A 17,125-nucleotide genomic window follows, 5' to 3' on the forward strand; every position below is an offset into this window, starting at 1 on the left:
GGCTGGCCGCTTTGGCGGTCTGGGCCGGGTTAGGCGGCGTTGCCGTGGCGGCGGCGGTCAGAGCCGGTGAAGACCACTTGCTCGCACATGCCGGCCAGGCGGGAGGCGACACGGTCGCCGATCTGCGCCCGGAGGTCGCCGACGGGCAGGTTGCTGGTGACCAGGGTGGGCAGCTGGTGGATGCTGCGCTGGTTGATCAGCCGGTAGGTCAGTTCCTCGGTCCATTCCGAGGACTTCGCGGCGCCGAGGTCATCCAGGATCAGCACCGGGATGCGGATGATGCGGCGCAGCATCCACTCCGGGTCGGCGCCCTGACGCGAGCGCATCTCGGCGTAGAGGTCGGCGGCGGTGGTGGCGTGCCAGCGCACGTCGATGCCGGCGCCGAGCAGGCTGCGGATCGCCCCATAGGCGGCGTGGGTCTTGCCCCGTCCGGTCCGGCCGACCAGTAGCAGCGACGGGCCGTGCGTCACCTGCCGCCGCGCGGAGACGTTCGGTGCCTCGGCGGTGCCGGCGATGGTGTGTACCCAGGCGGCCACCCGGGGGTGGTCGGCGACTGCGTCCCGGTACAGGCGCGGGATCTGCTTCTGGGCTCGCTCGAGGGCGGGGATCGGCTCGGGGGTGTCGCTGACCGGCATCCCGCTCGGAGGCATGCCGCGCTCGGCGAAGATCCGCTGGAAGCGGGCGGCGATCGGGGCGGCCGACAAGGGCGCTGGATCGCGACGGTGAGGGTGCATCAGAGTGCCTCCTCGTACGCCGAGTCGTCGGCCGGGTTCATCCAGGGCGAGTACCCGCCGCCTACCCCGGAGGGGGCATGCCGGGCGGTGGCGTTCATGACCTCGTTGACCAGGCTCGGCAGCACACTCGGGCTCAGCCCCTTCGCCCGCAGCCGCTCCAGCGCGGCGCGCAGGTGCTCGGTGGCGATGCCCTCGCCGAGCAGCTGGTTCAGCTCCCGCCCCAGATGCCCGAGTACCCGCTCCGGAGGCCGGTGCGCGCAGGCGGCGATGTACTCGCCGATCAGGGTCTTGGCCGAGACGGTCGAGGGCGGGGGCGCGGTGCGCCCCGAAGGGATGGATCCAGGATCCAAGATCCTAGATCCAGACGGCGAGGGCTCGTCGAGTCCTCGCCGAGAGTTCGATGAATCTTCGTCGAATGTGCTTTGACCTGCGTTTTCCTCGTCAACCGTGGAGGTGGCAGCTTCCAGGTGCCCATCGGAAGGCGCCGGGGTGTCCGCGAGTGTGGGGGAGGGGGCGGTCTTCGGCGGCGAGGGCTGTTCGGGGCTCGCGAGGACTCGTCGAACGTTCGTCGAGGGCTCGACGAGCGCTCGGGGAGTGTTCACCGAGTCCTCGACAACGCGGACCGAGGGTGTTGGCGCGTGATCCGGCCGTGGCGTGTGGCCGCACTCGGCCTTGCAGGCACCGCATCGCTTGTCCTGGTCGTGGGCGGAGCACAGCGGCAGGCGCGAAGCGCTGGGCCGGTCGATCTTCTGGTGCTTCGCCCAGGCCACGATGTGCAGGTACCCGCGCCCGTCGCACCCGGTGTACCGGCAGATCAGCCCGGCACTGGCGAGCTGCTGGAGATCGTCTTCGACGTCCAGCGGGGTGTGCTCGGGGCGCAGCGGCCACAGCTTCCCGGCGATGATCGCGGGATGATCACGGTGACGCCCGTGGTCGTCGGCCTGGGTGAGTAGCCCGAAGAACGTCCGCTCGGCGGTGACCGTGCAGGCGGCGAGGGACTCGGAGACGAACGCCTCCGGCTTGATCGTGCGGATGCGCGCCATGATCAGCAGCCCCCGTCAGCCGCGCGGCGCCCGGCGTGCGGGCCGAGGCCGGCGGCTTGGTCCGCCGAGCTTTCCTGCTGGTGAGCAGGCATGTAACAATCGCTCCTTCGAGTGGGGCCGTCCGGGATGCCTCGTCCAAAGGGTCCGGATCGGCTCTGGTTGGACCTCCTCGCCTTTGCAGAGGCGGGAGCGTCGCTGTGGTTGGCGCCTGAGAGTTACCGCTCTCGGGCGCCAGCTCGTGTCTGCGTCTGTCGTGGCGCCGCGTCTACCACCCCTTCTCCCCGGACCTCCCTGGCTGCGGGGATCAGCACCATACGGTTAGCCCTCCGCCACAGTCCAGCGGTGCTACCTATCTGACCTGCGACGGAACACTCGGGTGTTGCGGGCCGTGAAAAACTTACACCCCAGTTACACCGTGCGGTCAACTGGAGTGTCCGACCTCAGGCTGGCGCTACACTGGAGTGGTGATCGCTAAGTTGACCGGTGACCCGGGTGAGGGGAGGGCGGAGATGGCAGGCAGTTCGGGAAAGACGTTCGCCGAGCTTCTGGAGCACCTGTTCCAGGAGATCCACCCACCCGGGCGCGGCTCGTACACCAATGCGGAGGTCGCGGAGGCGATCACCAAGGCCGCAGCGAACGGCGGCAAGGGCATCTCCGCCAGCGCCATCGCACAGCTGCGCACCGGGCAGAAGAAGAACCCGATGATGTCGACGATCAAGGCACTCGCCGACTTCTTCGGCGTCGAGCCCGGGTACTTCTTCGACCAGGAGGCCAAGGAGCGGACGGAAGCCGAGATCGCGCTGGTCGCCGCGATGCGGGACCAGGACGTGCGGCGCGTTGCCCTGCGTGCGAAGGGGCTGTCCGGGAACAGCCTGAGCATGGTCACGGCGCTCATCGAGCAGGCTCGGAGCATCGAAGGCTTGTCCGATGGAGAGCCAGCGCACGGTCTGGATCTCAGCCAGTAGCCTGCCTGTGGTAGGAACTGCCGCGCTGCTTAGGGCCGGCGCGGTGTCCAATTGCGCATGAGGACGATGAAGCGCAGCTGCGTATTGCGCAATGGGGCCAGGGCCATGATTTTCACCGGCACCTCTTCCCTCTGGTGGTAGGGCAGTCGCAGACGCCGGATATCCCCGTCGGGATGTACCTGAGTCCGGTTTGCCTTCCAGAGTTCCGCCGCTTCTGCGTTTCCGGAGAGGATGTCGTCGCGGAGCTGCGCAAGTTCCTTGCTCTTCGGGTTATGTGCGATGGCCACCCGGATTTGCGCCAGAAAGGGATTCGCCCAGTCGTCTCGCCAGTTGACCAGCTGCTCGCGGGCCTCCGGGTAGAGGAAGGCCCACCGCATGCTGTTCCGCTCGTACGGAATCCAGGGGAACCAGTCCGCCTGCTGATCGTTGTGCGCGACGATGTCCCACCAGAGGTTGGTGACGTAGGCCGGATTCGGGAGCTGGGTATCCAGGAGGGCTTGCATGCTCTCGTCGACCGCTGTGTCCACGGCCAGGCGGGTTGGCTCGGGTGTCCGGCCTACGGCCAGCTGGAACAGTACTCCGCGCTCGGTCTCGTCCAAACGCAGTGTCATGGCGAGCCGCTGCAGGAAGGCGTCCGAGAAATCGGCCGGCTCGCCCTTCTCCAGCTTGCGGTACCAGGTGACGCTCACCCCTGTCAGGGTGGCCACTTCCTGTTGAGTGAGGCCGGATCTCAGGCGGCGTCGCTGCGTATCGATGCCGGGGATCCTCCGCGGGTCGAGCCTCTCACGCCAGGAGACGAGCAGCTGCCCAAGCTCGTTCCCTGACGGCCTGACATCTTTGAGATGTCTGTCACCGTTCTCCATGGTGGGCGCGGTCCTCCCTCTTACGCAAGGGCAGCGGTTCTTTTTCTGATCGTGCCCTCAGAACGATGGATGCGCGAGCCAACTGGCGAGGTCAGGGCGAAGGCAGGGACTGACAGACCGTGCGGGGGAAGATCCCCCGATCGGCCTAATGCAGGCAGCGTCACACCGACTGTCGCCACTCCGAGTGGCGATTGTGAAGGTGCAGAATGCAGGGGCTGGTCATTGAGCGATCGGCCGACATGGAAGTTCAATTCGAGAAAGTTTAATTCGCAATGTCGCGCTCTGTTCTTGTCACGGGTGGAAACCGAGGGATCGGACTGGCCATCGCCCGGGCTCTCTCGGCCGCGGGGGACCGGGTCGCGGTCACCTACCGCAGCGGCGAGCCCCCGGAAGGACTGTTCGGCGTGCGCTGCGACGTCACCGACTCGGACCAGGTAGCCCAGGCCTTCTCGGCGATCGAACAGGAGCAGGGGCCGGTCGAGGTCCTTGTAGCCAACGCCGGCATCACCAAGGACAACCTGCTCCTGCGCATGGACGAGGCCGACTTCCTCGCCGTCCTGGACGCCAACCTCATCGGGGCCTTCCGTGTCGCCAAACAAGCGGCCCGAGGCATGCTCCGCGCCCGCAAGGGCCGCATCGTCCTGATCGCTTCCGCCGTCGCCCTCGCCGGCGAGGCGGGTCAGTCGAACTACGCGGCCTCCAAGGCCGGCCTTGTCGGATTCGGCCGTTCCCTGGCCAAGGAGCTCGGCTCCCGCGGCATCACCGTCAACATCGTCGCCCCCGGCCTGACGGACACCGACATGACTGCCGCCCTGCCGGAGGAGCGCAAGCAGCACATCCTCGAGCAGATCCCTCTGCGCCGCGCCGCGGCACCGGAAGAGATCGCCCACGCCGTCAGATTCATCGCCAGCCCCGAGGCCGCGTACATCACCGGAGCAGTGATCCCGGTCGACGGCGGCGTCGCCATGGGCCACTGACCCGCAACCAGCACACGAGCGGCATGGCCCGTACAGCCGCATCCCAGCTCTGGTGAGTGCTGGCGAAAGCCGCCCCCAGATGGACAACGCCGTAGGCATCGCGCCCGCGCAGGGAGGTCGGGAAAGCGACACGGGCCCAGACGGAATTGGAGGAGAACATGGACGACCGGCTGCGCATAGCCTGCTCGGAGCGGCTCGAAGCCCTGAGTCTTCCTCACCGCTTCGGCACCCAACAGCTGTGCGACGCCGTGGCCGAACTCCGCGGCAAACCGATCATCCTGCGCCCCATGGACACCGCGGTCACGGGCGACCTGCCGTGCGGTATCCGCGTTGAGACCTCCACCGCTGACGTCCTGTACTTCGAGCGCGGCACCTCCGCGCTCCACCAGATGCATATCCTCGCCCACGAAATCGGCCACGTCCTGTGCGACCACCCGGGCACCCTGTCACTGGGCGACAGCGCGGACCAGGCGCTCGGGCTGAATCCCACGCTCGTACAGCGGATGTCCGGCCGTACCAGCTACCGCACCGACGACGAGCGCGAGGCGGAAGTCATGGCCACCGTCATCCGCCAGCGGATCTACCGCGGAATGGAATTTCCGCCCAGTCAGCCTCACGACCGAAGTGAACGCTGGGAAGCCCTCTTCGCACACTTCCCCCAGAAAAAGCGCAAAAGACTGTGACCCCACCCCTCATTTTCCATACCGCGGACATTCTCATGCTGGCGGCCCTCTTCTGGTTCGTCCGGGGCCGTCGTACGAATCGGCGCCCAGTAGGCGCGAACGCAATGGTCGCCATCTTCGCCTCGCTCTGGGTGGCCTTCGCCGCGTACGCTCCCGCAGGCCGGTACGTCGTCGAGTCCGTCATCCCCCACGGCTCCCGGCTCGTCAGCAACTGCGCCAGTCTGACCGCCGCTACCGCGGTCCTGGCCTTCATGTTCCAGATCAGCGACCCCGACACGGCCCGCCGACGCATCCGCTTGCGCCTGATCTACCTGATCTCCGCGGTCTCCGTGATGAGCGGGCTATTCGTCGCCGGAGACGAAGACCGGTTCTCCCCGCAGCTCTACGCGCTCTACCTCTTCGTCTACGTCGCCTACCTGGGCATCACCGTCGGTGAATTCCTCGTCCAGACCTGGAAGCAGTCCTTCCGATCCCGCCGGACGAGCCAACGCATCGGACTGCGCACGGCGTCCGTCGGCTGCGCCTCCGCCCTGGTCTACTGCTGCTACAAGATCTTCACCCTGGTCTCCCTTGGGTTCGACCTGGGCCTGATCACGCACGGCTACCAGTGCTCCAGCATGGTGACCCCGGTGCGCTGCACATTCAGCGTTGCAGCGCCTGCCATCGGCGTGCTGCTGGTCGTCTTCGGCCTGACCCTTCCGGCGCTGGCCTGGCCCCTCAGTCAACTGGCCCGCAAGCGCTGGGAGACCCGCTCCTTCAAGGCCCTCGCGTCTCTGTGGAGCGAGCTCGTCGAGGTCAGCCCGGACATTGTTCTCACCCCCGCCGGCTCCGGCGAAGTGGCGGAGGACGACGCGGACTTCTTCCTCCACCGCCGCGTCATCGAGATCAACGACGGCATCCTCACCCTGCGGGCATACCGCTCCGGACGGGTCCAGCACGCCACCACACACGCGCTGGCCCAGCTCGGTGAGGCCGACACGCTCCGCGGACATGCCACCGTGGAAGCGGCTGTCCTCAAAGACGCTGTCAGGGCCAAGCACCGCGGCCTGAAACCGAACGGCGACATCGCCCGGCCTGCACCCGGCACCGACAAACGAGAGGGCAACCTGAGAGCCGAGACCGAGTGGCTGCTCCTCGTCGCAAAGGCATACGCCGACAGCGACGTCGTGCGCGCGACCACCACCGAGACCGCCCAGGAAAAGGAAGTAGTTTCCACACCATGAGCGACCCGCTGTCGTGCCCGGAGCTCCTCCAGAACCCCTATCCCTTCTATGACGAACTCCGGGCGGCAGCCCCAGTCAAGCAGGTGACCACCGGCTCCGGCGGCAGGCACAGCTATCTGGTGACCGGCTACGCCGAAGCGAAGGAGGCGTTCACGGACCCGGGACTGTCCAAGGACACCGCCCGGTTCTTCGCGGACCGTCCCTCGGGCCGTAACCTCCACCCCGCGGTCGCCCACACCATGCTCGCCACCGACCCGCCTGAGCACACCCGGCTGCGCCGCCTGGTGACCAAAGCCTTCACCACCGGCGCCGTCACCCGCTTGCGGCCGTACATCCGGGACACCGCCGACCGCCTCCTCGACGGCTTCCCGGACGACGGGGAAGCCGACGTCATCGCCGGTCTCGCCGTGCCACTGCCGGTCACGGTGATCTGCCAGCTGCTCGGCATCCCCGAGGCCGACCGAGCCCAGGTACGTACCTGGTCGAGCGACCTCTTCGCTGCCGGACAGCCCCAGCGGATCGACGAAGCCTCCCACGCCGTGGCCGGCTACATGGCCGACCTCATCGAGGCCAAGCAACGAACCCCGGACGACAGCCTCCTGCACGACCTGATCACCGTCCGGGACGAAGGCGAACACCTCAGCGAGGACGAGCTCGTCTCCCTTGCCGTCCTCCTGCTCGTAGCCGGCCACGAGACCACGACCAACTTCATCGGCAGCGCCGTCCTGGCGCTCCTCCAGCACCCCGAACTCCTCAACCGCGTACGAACCGAACCCGGCACGATGAGCAGCATGCTGAATGAGCTGTTGCGCTACGACTCGCCGGTCGGCATCGCCACCTTCCGCTACAGCACAAAGGTGATCACTCTCGGCGATACCGAAATCCCCGCCGGCGTGCCCGTGCTCATCTCGCCGGGAGCAGCCAACCGGGACCCCGCTCAATACCCGACTCCCGATCTCCCTGATGCCGACCGCGACGCCAGGGGGCACCTGGCCTTCGGGCACGGAATCCACCGTTGCCTGGGCGCGCCGCTCGCCTTGGCCGAGGCGGAGCTCGGCCTAGGCGCGCTCCTGGCCCGGTTCCCCGGACTCCGCCTCGCGGTAGCGCCCGAAGAACTTCGATGGCGTCGAACGCGACTCATGCGGGGACTGGAATCCCTGCCGGTGCTCACTCGGTAAAGGGAGGTTCCGCATACGGAGTGGTTATTGGGCCCTCTCGTATTGGCGCGCAGCTGAGTAATCACTCCATTGTGAACTGTCCTGGCCGACCGGGGGCTGGTACCCGCTGGCTCGTTGACGCCTATCCCATACTGGCTCGGAGGAGTTGGCACTTCTCGTCGCCTGTTGATCTCAATCGGACCCTCCGCGCTTGTAGTTGACCCGTCGTACAGGCCCTGGGGACACCCGTCATGCGCCAGCCTCGATACCGAGGTCGGTGAGCAGGCTGCGGACGTGGTGCTCGATCGCGTCGCGGATGGGGCGGACGGCGTCGACGCCCTGGCCGGCGGGGTCGTCGAGTGTCCAGTCGAGGTAGCGCTTGCCGGGGAAGACGGGGCAGGCGTCGCCGCAGCCCATGGTGATGACGACGTCGGACGCCTCGACGGCGTCGGTGGTCAGCAGCTTCGGCGTCTGGGCGGAGATGTCGATGCCGACCTCGCGCATCGCCTCGACGACGGCCGGGTTCACGGTCTCGGCGGGGGCGGAGCCGGCGGAGCGGACCTCGACCCGGCCTGCGCCGAGGTGGGCGAGGAAGGCGGCGCCCATCTGGGAGCGGCCGGCGTTGTGGACGCACACGAAGAGGACCGAGGGCTTGAGGGACTCAGACACGGGCAGAACCTTCCGGGGCGGTGGCCGGCTGGCCGGCGGGGGACGGCGGGAAGTAGCGACGGGCGGCCAGAGCGACGTACACCAGGCCGATCAGGACGGGTACCTCGATCAGCGGGCCGACGACTCCGGCGAGGGCCTGGCCGGAGGAGGCGCCGAAGGTGGCGATGGCCACCGCGATGGCCAGCTCGAAGTTGTTGCCCGCAGCGGTGAACGCCAGGGTCGTGGCGCGCGGGTGGTCCAGACCGGCCGCGCGGCCCAGTGCCATCGATCCGGCCCACATGACGGCGAAGTAGACCAGCAGGGGCAGCGCGATCCGGGCGACGTCGAGAGGCCGGGAAGTGATGGCGTCGCCCTGAAGGGCGAAGAGCACGACGATGGTGAACAGCAGCCCGTGGAGAGCGAACGGCCCGATGCGGGGGATCAGCTTCGTCTCGTACCAGGTGCGGCCCTTGGTCTTCTCGCCGAGGCGGCGGGTGAGGTAGCCGGCGGCGAGCGGGATGCCCAGGAAGATCAGCACGCTGCGGGCGATCTCCCACACGGAGACGTCGAGCGCGGTGGTCTCCAGGCCGAGCCAGCCGGGCAGGAGGGACAGGTAGAACCAGCCCAGTCCCGCGAAGGCGATCACCTGGAAAACGCTGTTGAGCGCGACCAGGACGGCGGCGGCTTCGCGGTCGCCGCCGGCGAGGTCGTTCCAGATGATGACCATGGCGATGCAGCGGGCCAGCCCGACGATGATCAGGCCGGTGCGGTACTCGGGCAGGTCCGGCAGGAACAGCCACGCCAGCGCGAACATCACGGCGGGACCGAGCACCCAGTTCAGCACCAGGGAGGGCACGAGGAGCCGGCGGTCGCGGGTGACGGTGTCGAGGCGGTCGTAGCGGACCTTGGCCAGCACCGGGTACATCATCACCAGCAGCCCCAGTGCGATCGGCAGCGAGACCCCAGTGACGGTCACCTTCGCCAGCGCATCCCCTAGGCCGGGCACGAGACGCCCCAGGCCGAGACCGGCGGCCATCGCGGCGAGAATCCACACCGCGAGGTACCGGTCGAGGAAGGACAGCCGGGCCGCCACCGGGGCGGTAGCCGTGCGGGTCACGAGGCAGACTCGGCCGGCTCGGGCAGGGGCTCGCCGGCGGGTCGGGTGAGGATGCCGGCGAGACGGTCGGTCATCTCCGGCAGCAGCCGGTAGTACACCCACGTACCGCGCCGCTCGGAGGCGATCAGGCCGGCCTGCTTCAGCAGCTTCAGGTGATGCGAGATCGTCGGCTGCGACAGGTCGAACGCCGGGGTCAGGTCGCACACGCACACCTCCCCGCCGGCCCGCGAGGCGATCATCGACAGCAGCCGCAGCCGCACGGGGTCACCCAGGGCCTTGAAGACCTTCGCGAGCTCTACGGCCTGGTCCTCGGCGAGCGGGGCAGTCAGCAGGCCGGGGCAGCAGCCACCGGGGCCGTCCTGCCCGAGCATCACGAATTCTTGATTCGACATGTCTCTATGTTGACGCTTGTCGATTCAAGGCGCAAGCTTGCATCGAAGTCGATCGATACAGTTAGAGATCGAGGAGATCGCCATGTTCCGTGTTCAGCTCGCGCTCAACGTCGCCGACCTCGAAGCGTCGGTGACCTTCTACTCCAAGCTCTTCGGCGTCGCGCCCGCCAAGCGGCGGCCCGGCTACGCGAACTTCGCCGTCGCCGAGCCGCCGCTGAAGCTCGTCCTCATCGAGGGCGAGGCCGGCCAGGACACCCGCCTCGACCACCTCGGCGTAGAGGTGGAGAGCACCGACGAGGTCACCGCCGCGACCGAGCGCCTCAAGGCGGCCAGCCTGGCCACCTTCGAGGAGAACGACACCTCCTGCTGCTACGCGCTCCAGGACAAGGTCTGGGTCCACGGCCCCGGCCGCGAGCCGTGGGAGGTCTACGTCGTCAAGGCCGACACCGACGCCCCTGGCAAGATCGCCGACATCACGACCGCGGAGTGCTGCGGTGCCACCGCCTGCTGCACCTCCAACGAGCAGGCCGCCGCCCCGGACCCAGCGTCGGCCGAAGTGGAGGCCAACGCCGGGTGCTCTTGCGCCGCCTGAGCCTCGTGGCTATTTTGCCGCCCGAGAAGCTGGCCCCGAGTCGGTCGGCTACTGCTCAAAGTCAACGGAGTTCGTCACAGCATTGCCCGCGCTCTTTCGAGGTCTTCCGGCGTATCGATGGCGATTCCGTTGTCCGGTACGGGCACCATGCGGACTCCGTAGCCATGTTCGACGAGGCGGAGCATCTCTATGCCCTCGGCACGCTCGACGGGGCCTTGCTCGAGCTGCCGGAACAGTTCGAGCCCGTCACGAGTGAAGCCGTAAAGGCCGAGCTGCCGAAGGTAGGTGGGGTGGTGGCTCTTCGGGTACGGGATCGGCTGGCGGGAGAACATCAGGGCCTTGTCGTTGTCATCGATGACGACCTTGACGACGTTGTGGTCGATGACCGCTGCGGCGTCGCTCAGAGTGGCGTACGCATTGACGGCCAGGGCGTCGGCGTCCGGGCGGGTGAGCGCGTGCGATACGGCGTCGATCGCCTCGGGGGAGATGAAAGGCTCGTCGCCCTGGACGTTGATGTATGCGTCCGCCTGAAGACGTTGTGCGCATTCGGCGACTCGGTCGGTGCCGGTGGGGTGCTCGCCGGTCATGATGCAGGGGATGCCGAGCTGGCGACACGTGGCTTCGATTCGGTGGTCGTCGGTCGCGACGACGGCGTAATCGAGGTGGTGCGCCTGCCGGCAACGTTGATGGACGTGCCAGAGCAGCGGCATCGTGCCGAGCACGGCAAGTGGCTTTCCCGGGAATCTCGACGCTCCCCAGCGGCAGGGGATGACCGCTATGTGACGGCGTGCGGCATTCATGGTCAGCTCTCGTTGATGGGGTGTGCACGGGCGTGTGCGCCGTGGCGGGAATACGAGTGATCACCTGTCGAAGTGGTCGAGCCAGACTTGCGCGATGGTCTGCCGGACCGTCGACGGCACTTCGTGCAGGCCGGGGTCGCACCCGCCGTGGCTGAGCGCGGCGGTGGCGGCGATGATCTCGGCCTGGACGAGGTGGATATAGCTGCCGACCGCCGCACCGTGCACGAAGTTGACCGCTCCTCCTTCGGCGAGCACGTAGAAGTAGTGCCCGGTCACCTCGTAACGGGTCAGGTGGTCGCCGACGGGAGCGCGCTGATAGAGGCCGTCGAGCGCGTCGAGCTCGAGCTCGTCTTCAGAGGAGGTGACCGAGGCGACGTAGGCGCCGTTGCGGAGGGCTTCGAAGTGACCTTGCCGCAGCGCCAGGTTGCCCGTGGCGCAGAGAACGAGTTCGGCGTCGCGGATCGCCTCGGTGCAGGACGACGGGGTGCAGAAGCCCTGGGAACGAGCCTGTACTCGTTTGACGGGATCACTGTCGAAGACGGTGACACGCAGGTCGTGGGCGCGCAGGGTGTGCGCGACGGAGCGGCCGACCTTGCCGAAGCCGATGACACAGGCACCGCGGCTGGTGAGGATGTCGCCCCGAGTGCGGACGAGCGCATCGGTCGAGAAGACGATGGAGCGGCCGACCAGGTGGTCCTCGCAGTGCTTCAAGGGAGATCGGGCCACGGAGAAGACCGGGCACGGCAGCTCTTCCAGAGCCTCGTACCGCTGGTGACCGTTCTCCGTGTCCTCGACGATGCCCAGGACGTGGCCGGAGAACTTCTCGGCCAGGGTGGCGACGGCGGGAGCGAAGTAGCCGCCGATGTCGAGCAGGACGACGTCCTGGCCGGGGGCGGTCTTCTCCAGGTAGTCCAGGGTTTTGGCGGGGTCGGCGAACGTGGCGCGGCTGAGGTCGTGCACGGCGTAAGTGCGCCGGACTTCCAAAAGCGCCTGGCGGTTGACGGAACGGGGCTTGGGCAGAACGGCCGCGATGGTCGACGCGCGGGCCAGCGCGTGCAGGAAGGCCGGCCTTTCCGCGAGCAGGTGGGTGATGACCAGCAAGCTGATCGCGCCGTCGAGGGGGAATTCGGCGGTGATCCGACGGAAGTACGCGTCGAGCCGGGCTTTCTCGGGACCTTCCACGGCATCTCCCTCTCTGCGGCGAGGTCAGGCCGCGGCGGGGTAGGTGGACCGGGCGAGCGCCTGCATCTGGGCGCGCATGCCGCTGGGCAAGTCGGTCGTGGCGCGCCAGCCGAGAGCGGCTTCGGCGAGCCGGGTATCGGCTCGGGTGCTCAGGACGTCTCCGCTGCGCGCCGTGTCGGAACGAACGTCGATTTCCCGGCCCGCGAGGCTCTGGGCGATGTTGATCACGTCGATGAGGGAGGCGTTTGTCCCGCCGCCGATGTTGACGATGCTCATGTTGTCCGAGGCGGCGCCGGCGGCGATGGTGGCGGCGACCACATCGTCGATGAAGGTGAAGTCCCGGCGCTGGTGACCGTCTCCGTAGAGCCGCAGGGAGCGGCCGGTGAGCGCGGCGTCGAGCGCGCGGTGGATGAACATGTCCGGGCGCTGGCGGGGTCCGTAGACCGTGAAGTATCGCAGGGCGATGACGGAGGTCGGGCATCCGGCGCGGGCGGCGTGGGCCAGGCACAGCTGTTCCTCGGCGAGCTTGGTGACCGCATACGGAGAAGCCGGGCGGGGACGGTCGCTCTCGACGCTGGGCCCTCCGCTGGTCACCCCGTAGACGCTCGAGGAGGAGGCCACCACCAGGCGGGGGACGCGCATGCGGGTGGCCGCCTCCATCACGCGCTGGGTGGCGAGGATGTTGGAGCGGACGTACTCGCTGAACTGCCATCCCCACGACGGGCGCACACCGGGGACGCCGGCCAGGTGGAAGACGAGGTCCGCGTCGACGAGCAGCGGGTCGATCGCGCAATCGATGAGGTCGGCGGTGACGGGGATGTAGCCGTCGCGGCCGTGCAGCACGCTGAGGTTGATGGCTGTGACCTCGTCGCTGGCCGGGCCGCGCCGGTCCACGGCGACCACGGTGGCGCCTGCCTGGAGAAGGGCGTGTGCGAGGTGGGAGCCGATGAATCCGGCCGCACCCGTCACGACCGCACGCTGGATGACCGGTGCGGAGACGGCGGGATGGATCTCTGACATGGTGACCTCCGAATGGGTCGCGGCAAAGGGTTCAGCTAAGGCGTGAGAGGACGGTGCGGCCGTGGGCGGCCAGGGTGGGGTCGCCTTGCTCGTGTCCGCGGACCAGGGCGGTGGCGGCTTCGATGGCGCCGAAGCGCTCGAGAAGGCGCTGCTCGGTGGCGGATGGACGGGATCCGTAGCCTTCGAAGAAGGCATCGCGGAGGCGCGGAGCTGCCTGCCAGCGGCGGAACTCCAGCCGCGCGAAGTCGCGCACGCGGGCATCACGTCGCATGTGCTCCATGTCAACGACCCGGAACGCATCTCCAGTGATCCAGTTATGCGGCTGGTAGTCGAGGTGGCAGACGGCGCTGTCCATCGGGGTGCCGGCCAGCTCGGCGGCGATCCGGCCGAGGAGCCGGTGCTCGGCTCCCGAGAGGAGGCCGGCTCGCTCGGCCTTGGCGATCCAGCCGCGCAGGCGGGTGGCGAGCTCGATGCTCAAGGCGCTGGCACTGCGTGCTGCCGTGGCCCGGTGAAGGGCCTGCAGGGCACGGCCGGCGTCGTGGTGCGCCTGCTCCTCCTCGGGAGATCCGGGAGGAAGGCTCTGACCTCCTTGCCCGTCGACGGCAGTGAGCAGCAGCGTTCGCGTGGCGTCCTGTCGGGCGACGAGCGCCGGTGCGTGACCCCGCAGGTGGCGGACCCATGTCGTGTAGGCCCGGACCTCTTGGGCGTAACGGACGGACCGCTCGTGCTGCTTGGCGACGTAGGTGTTCCCGACGCTGTCGGCGAGGCGTAGGAGCCGTGGGGGGAGCGCCAGGTCTGCGACGACGGTGACCTTGCCGACGACTCGATGAGCGAGTTGGACGCGCGGGTCGTCGAGGTCTGCGCTCATGGCGTGGGCTCCGCCGCCGGCCCGGCGAGGTGCGCGGCGTCGTTGTGAACCTTCAGCAGCCACCGGTGCTGGCCGAGCCGGTTGAGGTGGTGCTGCCACCGGCTGATCGATGCGTGGGAGACGACGAAGCCGGCATCGGTGCCTGGGCCGAGACCGAGCAGCAGGGTGTGGGCGGCGATCACGGTCTCGCCGTGCGCGGCGAACAGCAGGCGGTCGCCTTCGTGCGCGGCGATGAGGTTGCGGAGAAAGGCACTGGCCCGTTGCAGGTAGCCGTTCCAGGTGTCGGATCCCTCCGCCCACGGCTGGTCAGGGTGGACGTGCGGCGCGCCTCCGGCGGCGGTTTTCACCTCGGTCCAGGGTTTGCCGTCGGCTGCGCCGTGGACGGGACCGTCGAGGCCAGGGTGGGTGCCAACCGGCAGGCCGAGGGCCTGGCCGAGGATCTCGCCGGTCTGGCGGAGCCGGAGCCGGGGGCCCGTGTAGAGCGCGGTGAACGGGGTGCTTCGGTGCTCGGCGGCCAGCCGGGTAGCCGCCAGCGTCACCTGGGCGTAGCCGCGGGTGGTGAGTCCGGTGCAGGTCGCGGGCCCGCCGACGACGCCGTCGACGTTGCACTGGGCCTCGCCGTGCCGGATGAAGACGAGTTCGGTGGTGATCATGTTGAGCCTCCGAATCCGGGGACGCCGAAGCGATAGCCGTTGCGTCCGGCGTACGGGGCGGTCAGGTGCACGTGGAGGGCGAGAAAGGTATGAAGGTGCTGGAGATCGATGGCGGCCAGCCGGGTGTCGTGACGGGAGGCGGCCTCGTTGTAGAGGTCCAAGGCCTGTTCGACGCTGGGCGGTTCGATCGGGCCGTGCGTCATGATCAGCGTGGTGATCAGCTTGGCCAGGTCGTATCCGAAGGGGGCGAGCGTGAGGTCGTCGGTGTCGACCGTGAAGATCGTGCCCTCGGTGGTGATCAGGAAGTTCCGCGGGTTGCTGTCCTTGTAGAAGGCGACGGGCCCTTCAGCGGTCTCTTCCAAGAGCGCGAGCAGCATGTCCAGAACCGATGAGTCGGGCAGGTGGCCCTGTTCCAGCCGCTTGCGCAGGGCGACCTCGCGGCAGGCGACGTAATCGGGGAAGAGGGCGCCGTCGCGGAAGGCGTGCGGCCTGGTGAGCGAGGCGCGGTGCAGGTCGCTGGTCCAGGCGGCGCCGTGGGCATCACCCAGCAGGCCGGCCAGTCGGGGCAGGTCGTGCGGCTCGGCGTGTCGGCCCTCGATCCACGCGAAGGTCAGGCTGGTGGGGGCGGTGGCTGTGAGCGCGGGTTGGAGCAGCGGCCGGGCGTGCGCGGCCAGCCAGCGGTGGTGCCGGGCGGCTTCGGCCGCTTGCCTGGCGCTGACGTAGCCCTTGGTGAACCGGGTGGGGGTCATGGTCGGCCTCCCCGGTGCCGGGCCACGACATAGGTGATGACGGAGCTGGTGGTGATCGGCTGCTCGGGGAGCGCTTCGTGGAGTGCCTCGGCCAGTGCGCTCGGGTTGCCGTACAGGCCGGGGGCGAGGTGGTACTTCGGGTTCGTGGCGAGGTACTCCGCTGCATGATCAAGGCCGTCGAACGTGAAGCGGTGCTCTTCATGCTCGGTCGTGATCACTTCCAAAGAGGTGTCCGTCAGCTCCGCGAGGTTGCTGCTGTGCGCGGCGGTGTAGAGGCTCTCGTGTTGCTCGGCGAGCGGGTCGAGCCCGGCGGCGGCGACAAGGGCGTCCATGTCCCGATAGCTGTCCAGCGCTTTGGTGACCAGGACAGCGAGCCCGTCACCAGCCAGCACGCGGGCGATCTCGGCGAGGGCCTGCTCGGGCTGCGGCGAGTGGTAGAGGCAGAAGGCGGCCACCACCGACTCAGCTGAACCGCTGGCCAGAGGCAGCTGGTGGAAGTCCGCCTGGACGAACTCCGTACGAACACCGCGCTGCCTCCCCGCCCGCGCGCGGGCGTCGGCCAAGAGCGCCGGGGCCAGGTCGATGCCGATCAGCCTCGTCGGCCGGAGCTGCTCGGCCAGGGCCCGGCAGGTGGTACCGCGTCCGCAGCCGATGTCCACCACCAGCCCAAGCTGCGGTGCATCCTCGTCGCGATGATCCGTGAGGCGGCGGACGATGACCTCGGGCACCGGCCGACCAGAGGTCTTCGCGCGCATGAGGGCGCCGGTCCGGCGGGTCAGCCGGGTAGCTCGGCCGTACAGATCGTGATGCAGTCCGGGGTCGAGAAACGGGTTGGTGATCATGAGCCGCACCCCCGCAGGGGCTGCGACCGGGTCAGCCGTGCTCGGCGGCGACCTGTCGGAGCCAGCGGCGCGTGTGGCGTCGGCTGGTCAGCAGCACCACGGTGGCGTGCCCGGCGGCGAACTGCTCGATCTTGGCCATGACGCGGGGCCGCATCTTGCGCCGGTACGTTGCGACGTACTTGATCACGCCCCAGTGGATCCGGTTGTGCACCCCGTTGCCCCGGTGGCCGGCGCCGTGCCGGATCTGCCGGGAGAAGATCCCCCACAGGGCGGCCGGCGTGGAGACGTCCATGAGGACGACCGTGTCGCAGGCTTCGAGCCGGATCCGGAGCGTGGAGTTGTAGTTGCCGTCGATCACCCAGGCCGGCTGGGCGACGAGGTTCCGCTGCAGCTCGGCGAACTCCGCCATGGGCAGCTCGTTCCACTCCTCGTCGTAGAACGCGGCATCCAGGTGCGTCACCGGTGCGCCGAGCAGGGCGCCGAGCTTGCGGGCGACGTGCGACTTGCCGCTGCCTCCGCAGCCGACGACGGCGACCTTCTTCATGGTGCTCCAGCCTAGGGCTACGGGGACGGCCAGGCGGCCTGGCTGGCGGGAAAGGTCCGGGTAATCCGGGACG

At 68.5% G+C, this 17,125-nt stretch carries 20 protein-coding genes; 6 read left to right on the forward strand and 14 right to left on the reverse strand.

Annotated elements, in window-relative coordinates; genetic code table 11:
* Nucleotides 1–29: 29 nt before the first annotated feature.
* On the reverse strand, nt 30–734 hold the full coding sequence (locus tag IE305_RS02790) for an ATP-binding protein (RefSeq protein ID WP_190127721.1): 705 nt from the start codon (nt 732–734) through the stop codon (nt 30–32).
* Nucleotides 734–1,777, reverse strand: a complete 1,044-nt coding sequence (locus IE305_RS02795) for a hypothetical protein (protein WP_190127722.1) — start codon at nt 1,775–1,777, stop codon at nt 734–736. The genes IE305_RS02790 and IE305_RS02795 overlap by 1 nt, the downstream gene beginning before the upstream one ends.
* A gap of 464 nt (nt 1,778–2,241) precedes the next feature.
* Here IE305_RS02795 and IE305_RS02800 point away from each other — a divergent pair, with 464 nt between their 5' ends.
* Nucleotides 2,242–2,742: a helix-turn-helix domain-containing protein gene (locus IE305_RS02800; protein ID WP_308440223.1), complete on the forward strand. Its 501-nt coding sequence runs from the start codon at nt 2,242–2,244 to the stop codon at nt 2,740–2,742.
* Nucleotides 2,743–2,771: 29 nt separating this feature from the next.
* Here IE305_RS02800 and IE305_RS02805 read toward each other — a convergent pair whose 3' ends face one another.
* Complete coding sequence (locus IE305_RS02805) at nt 2,772–3,605, reverse strand: helix-turn-helix transcriptional regulator (RefSeq protein ID WP_190127723.1); 834 nt, start codon at nt 3,603–3,605, stop codon at nt 2,772–2,774.
* A 272-nt stretch (nt 3,606–3,877) separates the two neighbouring features.
* Here IE305_RS02805 and IE305_RS02810 point away from each other — a divergent pair, with 272 nt between their 5' ends.
* The 4 genes from IE305_RS02810 to IE305_RS02825 all read left to right on the forward strand — a co-directional run bounded on the left by IE305_RS02810 (nt 3,878) and on the right by IE305_RS02825 (nt 7,666).
* Nucleotides 3,878–4,582, forward strand: a complete 705-nt coding sequence (locus tag IE305_RS02810; protein WP_190127724.1) for a beta-ketoacyl-ACP reductase — start codon at nt 3,878–3,880, stop codon at nt 4,580–4,582.
* A 158-nt stretch (nt 4,583–4,740) separates the two neighbouring features.
* Nucleotides 4,741–5,265 (forward strand): M48 family metalloprotease, encoded by a 525-nt coding sequence (locus tag IE305_RS02815; protein WP_190127725.1) that lies wholly within the window; start codon nt 4,741–4,743, stop codon nt 5,263–5,265.
* A gap of 35 nt (nt 5,266–5,300) precedes the next feature.
* Entirely contained in the window at nt 5,301–6,488 is a 1,188-nt protein-coding gene (locus IE305_RS02820; protein WP_308440224.1) for an MAB_1171c family putative transporter, read from the forward strand.
* Nucleotides 6,485–7,666 (forward strand): cytochrome P450 family protein, encoded by a 1,182-nt coding sequence (locus tag IE305_RS02825; protein WP_190127727.1) that lies wholly within the window; start codon nt 6,485–6,487, stop codon nt 7,664–7,666. The genes IE305_RS02820 and IE305_RS02825 overlap by 4 nt, the downstream gene beginning before the upstream one ends.
* Before the next feature lie 228 nt (nt 7,667–7,894).
* On the opposite strand, the gene IE305_RS02830 is transcribed toward IE305_RS02825, so the two are convergent.
* The 3 genes from IE305_RS02830 to IE305_RS02840 are packed head-to-tail and all read right to left on the reverse strand — an operon-like array spanning nt 7,895 to nt 9,802.
* Nucleotides 7,895–8,314 carry an arsenate reductase ArsC gene (locus IE305_RS02830; RefSeq protein WP_190127728.1) on the reverse strand — a complete coding sequence of 140 codons (420 nt, stop codon included), beginning with the start codon at nt 8,312–8,314 and terminating at the stop codon, nt 7,895–7,897.
* Nucleotides 8,307–9,410, reverse strand: a complete 1,104-nt coding sequence (gene arsB, locus IE305_RS02835) for an ACR3 family arsenite efflux transporter (protein WP_190127729.1) — start codon at nt 9,408–9,410, stop codon at nt 8,307–8,309. The genes IE305_RS02830 and arsB overlap by 8 nt, the downstream gene beginning before the upstream one ends.
* Nucleotides 9,407–9,802: an ArsR/SmtB family transcription factor gene (locus IE305_RS02840; protein ID WP_190127730.1), complete on the reverse strand. Its 396-nt coding sequence runs from the start codon at nt 9,800–9,802 to the stop codon at nt 9,407–9,409. Before IE305_RS02840 ends, arsB begins: the two co-directional genes overlap by 4 nt.
* An 82-nt stretch (nt 9,803–9,884) precedes the next feature.
* Here IE305_RS02840 and IE305_RS02845 point away from each other — a divergent pair, with 82 nt between their 5' ends.
* Nucleotides 9,885–10,394 (forward strand): ArsI/CadI family heavy metal resistance metalloenzyme, encoded by a 510-nt coding sequence (locus IE305_RS02845; RefSeq protein WP_190127731.1) that lies wholly within the window; start codon nt 9,885–9,887, stop codon nt 10,392–10,394.
* A gap of 74 nt (nt 10,395–10,468) precedes the next feature.
* On the opposite strand, the gene IE305_RS02850 is transcribed toward IE305_RS02845, so the two are convergent.
* From IE305_RS02850 to IE305_RS02885, 8 genes are read right to left on the reverse strand one after another with little or no spacing between them, the layout of a single operon-like run.
* A complete protein-coding gene (locus IE305_RS02850; RefSeq protein WP_190127732.1) occupies nt 10,469–11,194 on the reverse strand; it encodes a 3-deoxy-manno-octulosonate cytidylyltransferase in 726 nt (241 codons plus the stop codon).
* A gap of 60 nt (nt 11,195–11,254) precedes the next feature.
* Nucleotides 11,255–12,376 (reverse strand): adenosylhomocysteinase, encoded by a 1,122-nt coding sequence (locus IE305_RS02855; RefSeq protein WP_190127733.1) that lies wholly within the window; start codon nt 12,374–12,376, stop codon nt 11,255–11,257.
* A 24-nt stretch (nt 12,377–12,400) separates the two neighbouring features.
* Nucleotides 12,401–13,396, reverse strand: coding sequence for an NAD-dependent epimerase/dehydratase family protein (locus IE305_RS02860; RefSeq protein ID WP_190127734.1), 996 nt, complete (start codon nt 13,394–13,396; stop codon nt 12,401–12,403).
* A gap of 31 nt (nt 13,397–13,427) precedes the next feature.
* On the reverse strand, nt 13,428–14,264 hold the full coding sequence (locus IE305_RS02865; RefSeq protein ID WP_190127735.1) for a phosphotransferase: 837 nt from the start codon (nt 14,262–14,264) through the stop codon (nt 13,428–13,430).
* Nucleotides 14,261–14,917, reverse strand: coding sequence for a histidine phosphatase family protein (locus tag IE305_RS02870; RefSeq protein ID WP_190127736.1), 657 nt, complete (start codon nt 14,915–14,917; stop codon nt 14,261–14,263). The genes IE305_RS02865 and IE305_RS02870 overlap by 4 nt, the downstream gene beginning before the upstream one ends.
* Nucleotides 14,914–15,666: an aminoglycoside phosphotransferase/kinase family protein gene (locus tag IE305_RS02875; RefSeq protein WP_190127737.1), complete on the reverse strand. Its 753-nt coding sequence runs from the start codon at nt 15,664–15,666 to the stop codon at nt 14,914–14,916. Before IE305_RS02875 ends, IE305_RS02870 begins: the two co-directional genes overlap by 4 nt.
* Nucleotides 15,663–16,508: a class I SAM-dependent methyltransferase gene (locus IE305_RS02880; RefSeq protein WP_190127738.1), complete on the reverse strand. Its 846-nt coding sequence runs from the start codon at nt 16,506–16,508 to the stop codon at nt 15,663–15,665. Before IE305_RS02880 ends, IE305_RS02875 begins: the two co-directional genes overlap by 4 nt.
* Nucleotides 16,509–16,539: 31 nt before the next feature.
* Nucleotides 16,540–17,052, reverse strand: coding sequence for a P-loop NTPase family protein (locus tag IE305_RS02885; protein ID WP_190127739.1), 513 nt, complete (start codon nt 17,050–17,052; stop codon nt 16,540–16,542).
* Nucleotides 17,053–17,125 lie beyond the last annotated feature (73 nt).

It is taken from the genome of Streptomyces mashuensis, from assembly GCF_014654785.1.
Classification (GTDB): Bacteria; Actinomycetota; Actinomycetes; order Streptomycetales; family Streptomycetaceae; genus Streptomyces; species Streptomyces mashuensis.

Coding starts and splice junctions, on each gene's coding strand:
- IE305_RS02820 (WP_308440224.1), top strand. CDS start 5,301: ATGCTGGCGGCCCTCTTCTGGTTCGTCCGGGGCCGTCGTACGAATCGG.
- IE305_RS02870 (WP_190127736.1), bottom strand. CDS start 14,917: ATGATCACCACCGAACTCGTCTTCATCCGGCACGGCGAGGCCCAGTGC.
- IE305_RS02840 (WP_190127730.1), bottom strand. CDS start 9,802: ATGTCGAATCAAGAATTCGTGATGCTCGGGCAGGACGGCCCCGGTGGC.
- IE305_RS02795 (WP_190127722.1), bottom strand. CDS start 1,777: ATGGCGCGCATCCGCACGATCAAGCCGGAGGCGTTCGTCTCCGAGTCC.
- IE305_RS02860 (WP_190127734.1), bottom strand. CDS start 13,396: ATGTCAGAGATCCATCCCGCCGTCTCCGCACCGGTCATCCAGCGTGCG.
- IE305_RS02790 (WP_190127721.1), bottom strand. CDS start 734: ATGCACCCTCACCGTCGCGATCCAGCGCCCTTGTCGGCCGCCCCGATC.
- IE305_RS02865 (WP_190127735.1), bottom strand. CDS start 14,264: ATGAGCGCAGACCTCGACGACCCGCGCGTCCAACTCGCTCATCGAGTC.
- IE305_RS02845 (WP_190127731.1), top strand. CDS start 9,885: ATGTTCCGTGTTCAGCTCGCGCTCAACGTCGCCGACCTCGAAGCGTCG.
- IE305_RS02815 (WP_190127725.1), top strand. CDS start 4,741: ATGGACGACCGGCTGCGCATAGCCTGCTCGGAGCGGCTCGAAGCCCTG.
- IE305_RS02825 (WP_190127727.1), top strand. CDS start 6,485: ATGAGCGACCCGCTGTCGTGCCCGGAGCTCCTCCAGAACCCCTATCCC.
- IE305_RS02880 (WP_190127738.1), bottom strand. CDS start 16,508: ATGATCACCAACCCGTTTCTCGACCCCGGACTGCATCACGATCTGTAC.
- IE305_RS02885 (WP_190127739.1), bottom strand. CDS start 17,052: ATGAAGAAGGTCGCCGTCGTCGGCTGCGGAGGCAGCGGCAAGTCGCAC.
- IE305_RS02875 (WP_190127737.1), bottom strand. CDS start 15,666: ATGACCCCCACCCGGTTCACCAAGGGCTACGTCAGCGCCAGGCAAGCG.
- IE305_RS02810 (WP_190127724.1), top strand. CDS start 3,878: ATGTCGCGCTCTGTTCTTGTCACGGGTGGAAACCGAGGGATCGGACTG.
- IE305_RS02805 (WP_190127723.1), bottom strand. CDS start 3,605: ATGGAGAACGGTGACAGACATCTCAAAGATGTCAGGCCGTCAGGGAAC.
- IE305_RS02850 (WP_190127732.1), bottom strand. CDS start 11,194: ATGAATGCCGCACGCCGTCACATAGCGGTCATCCCCTGCCGCTGGGGA.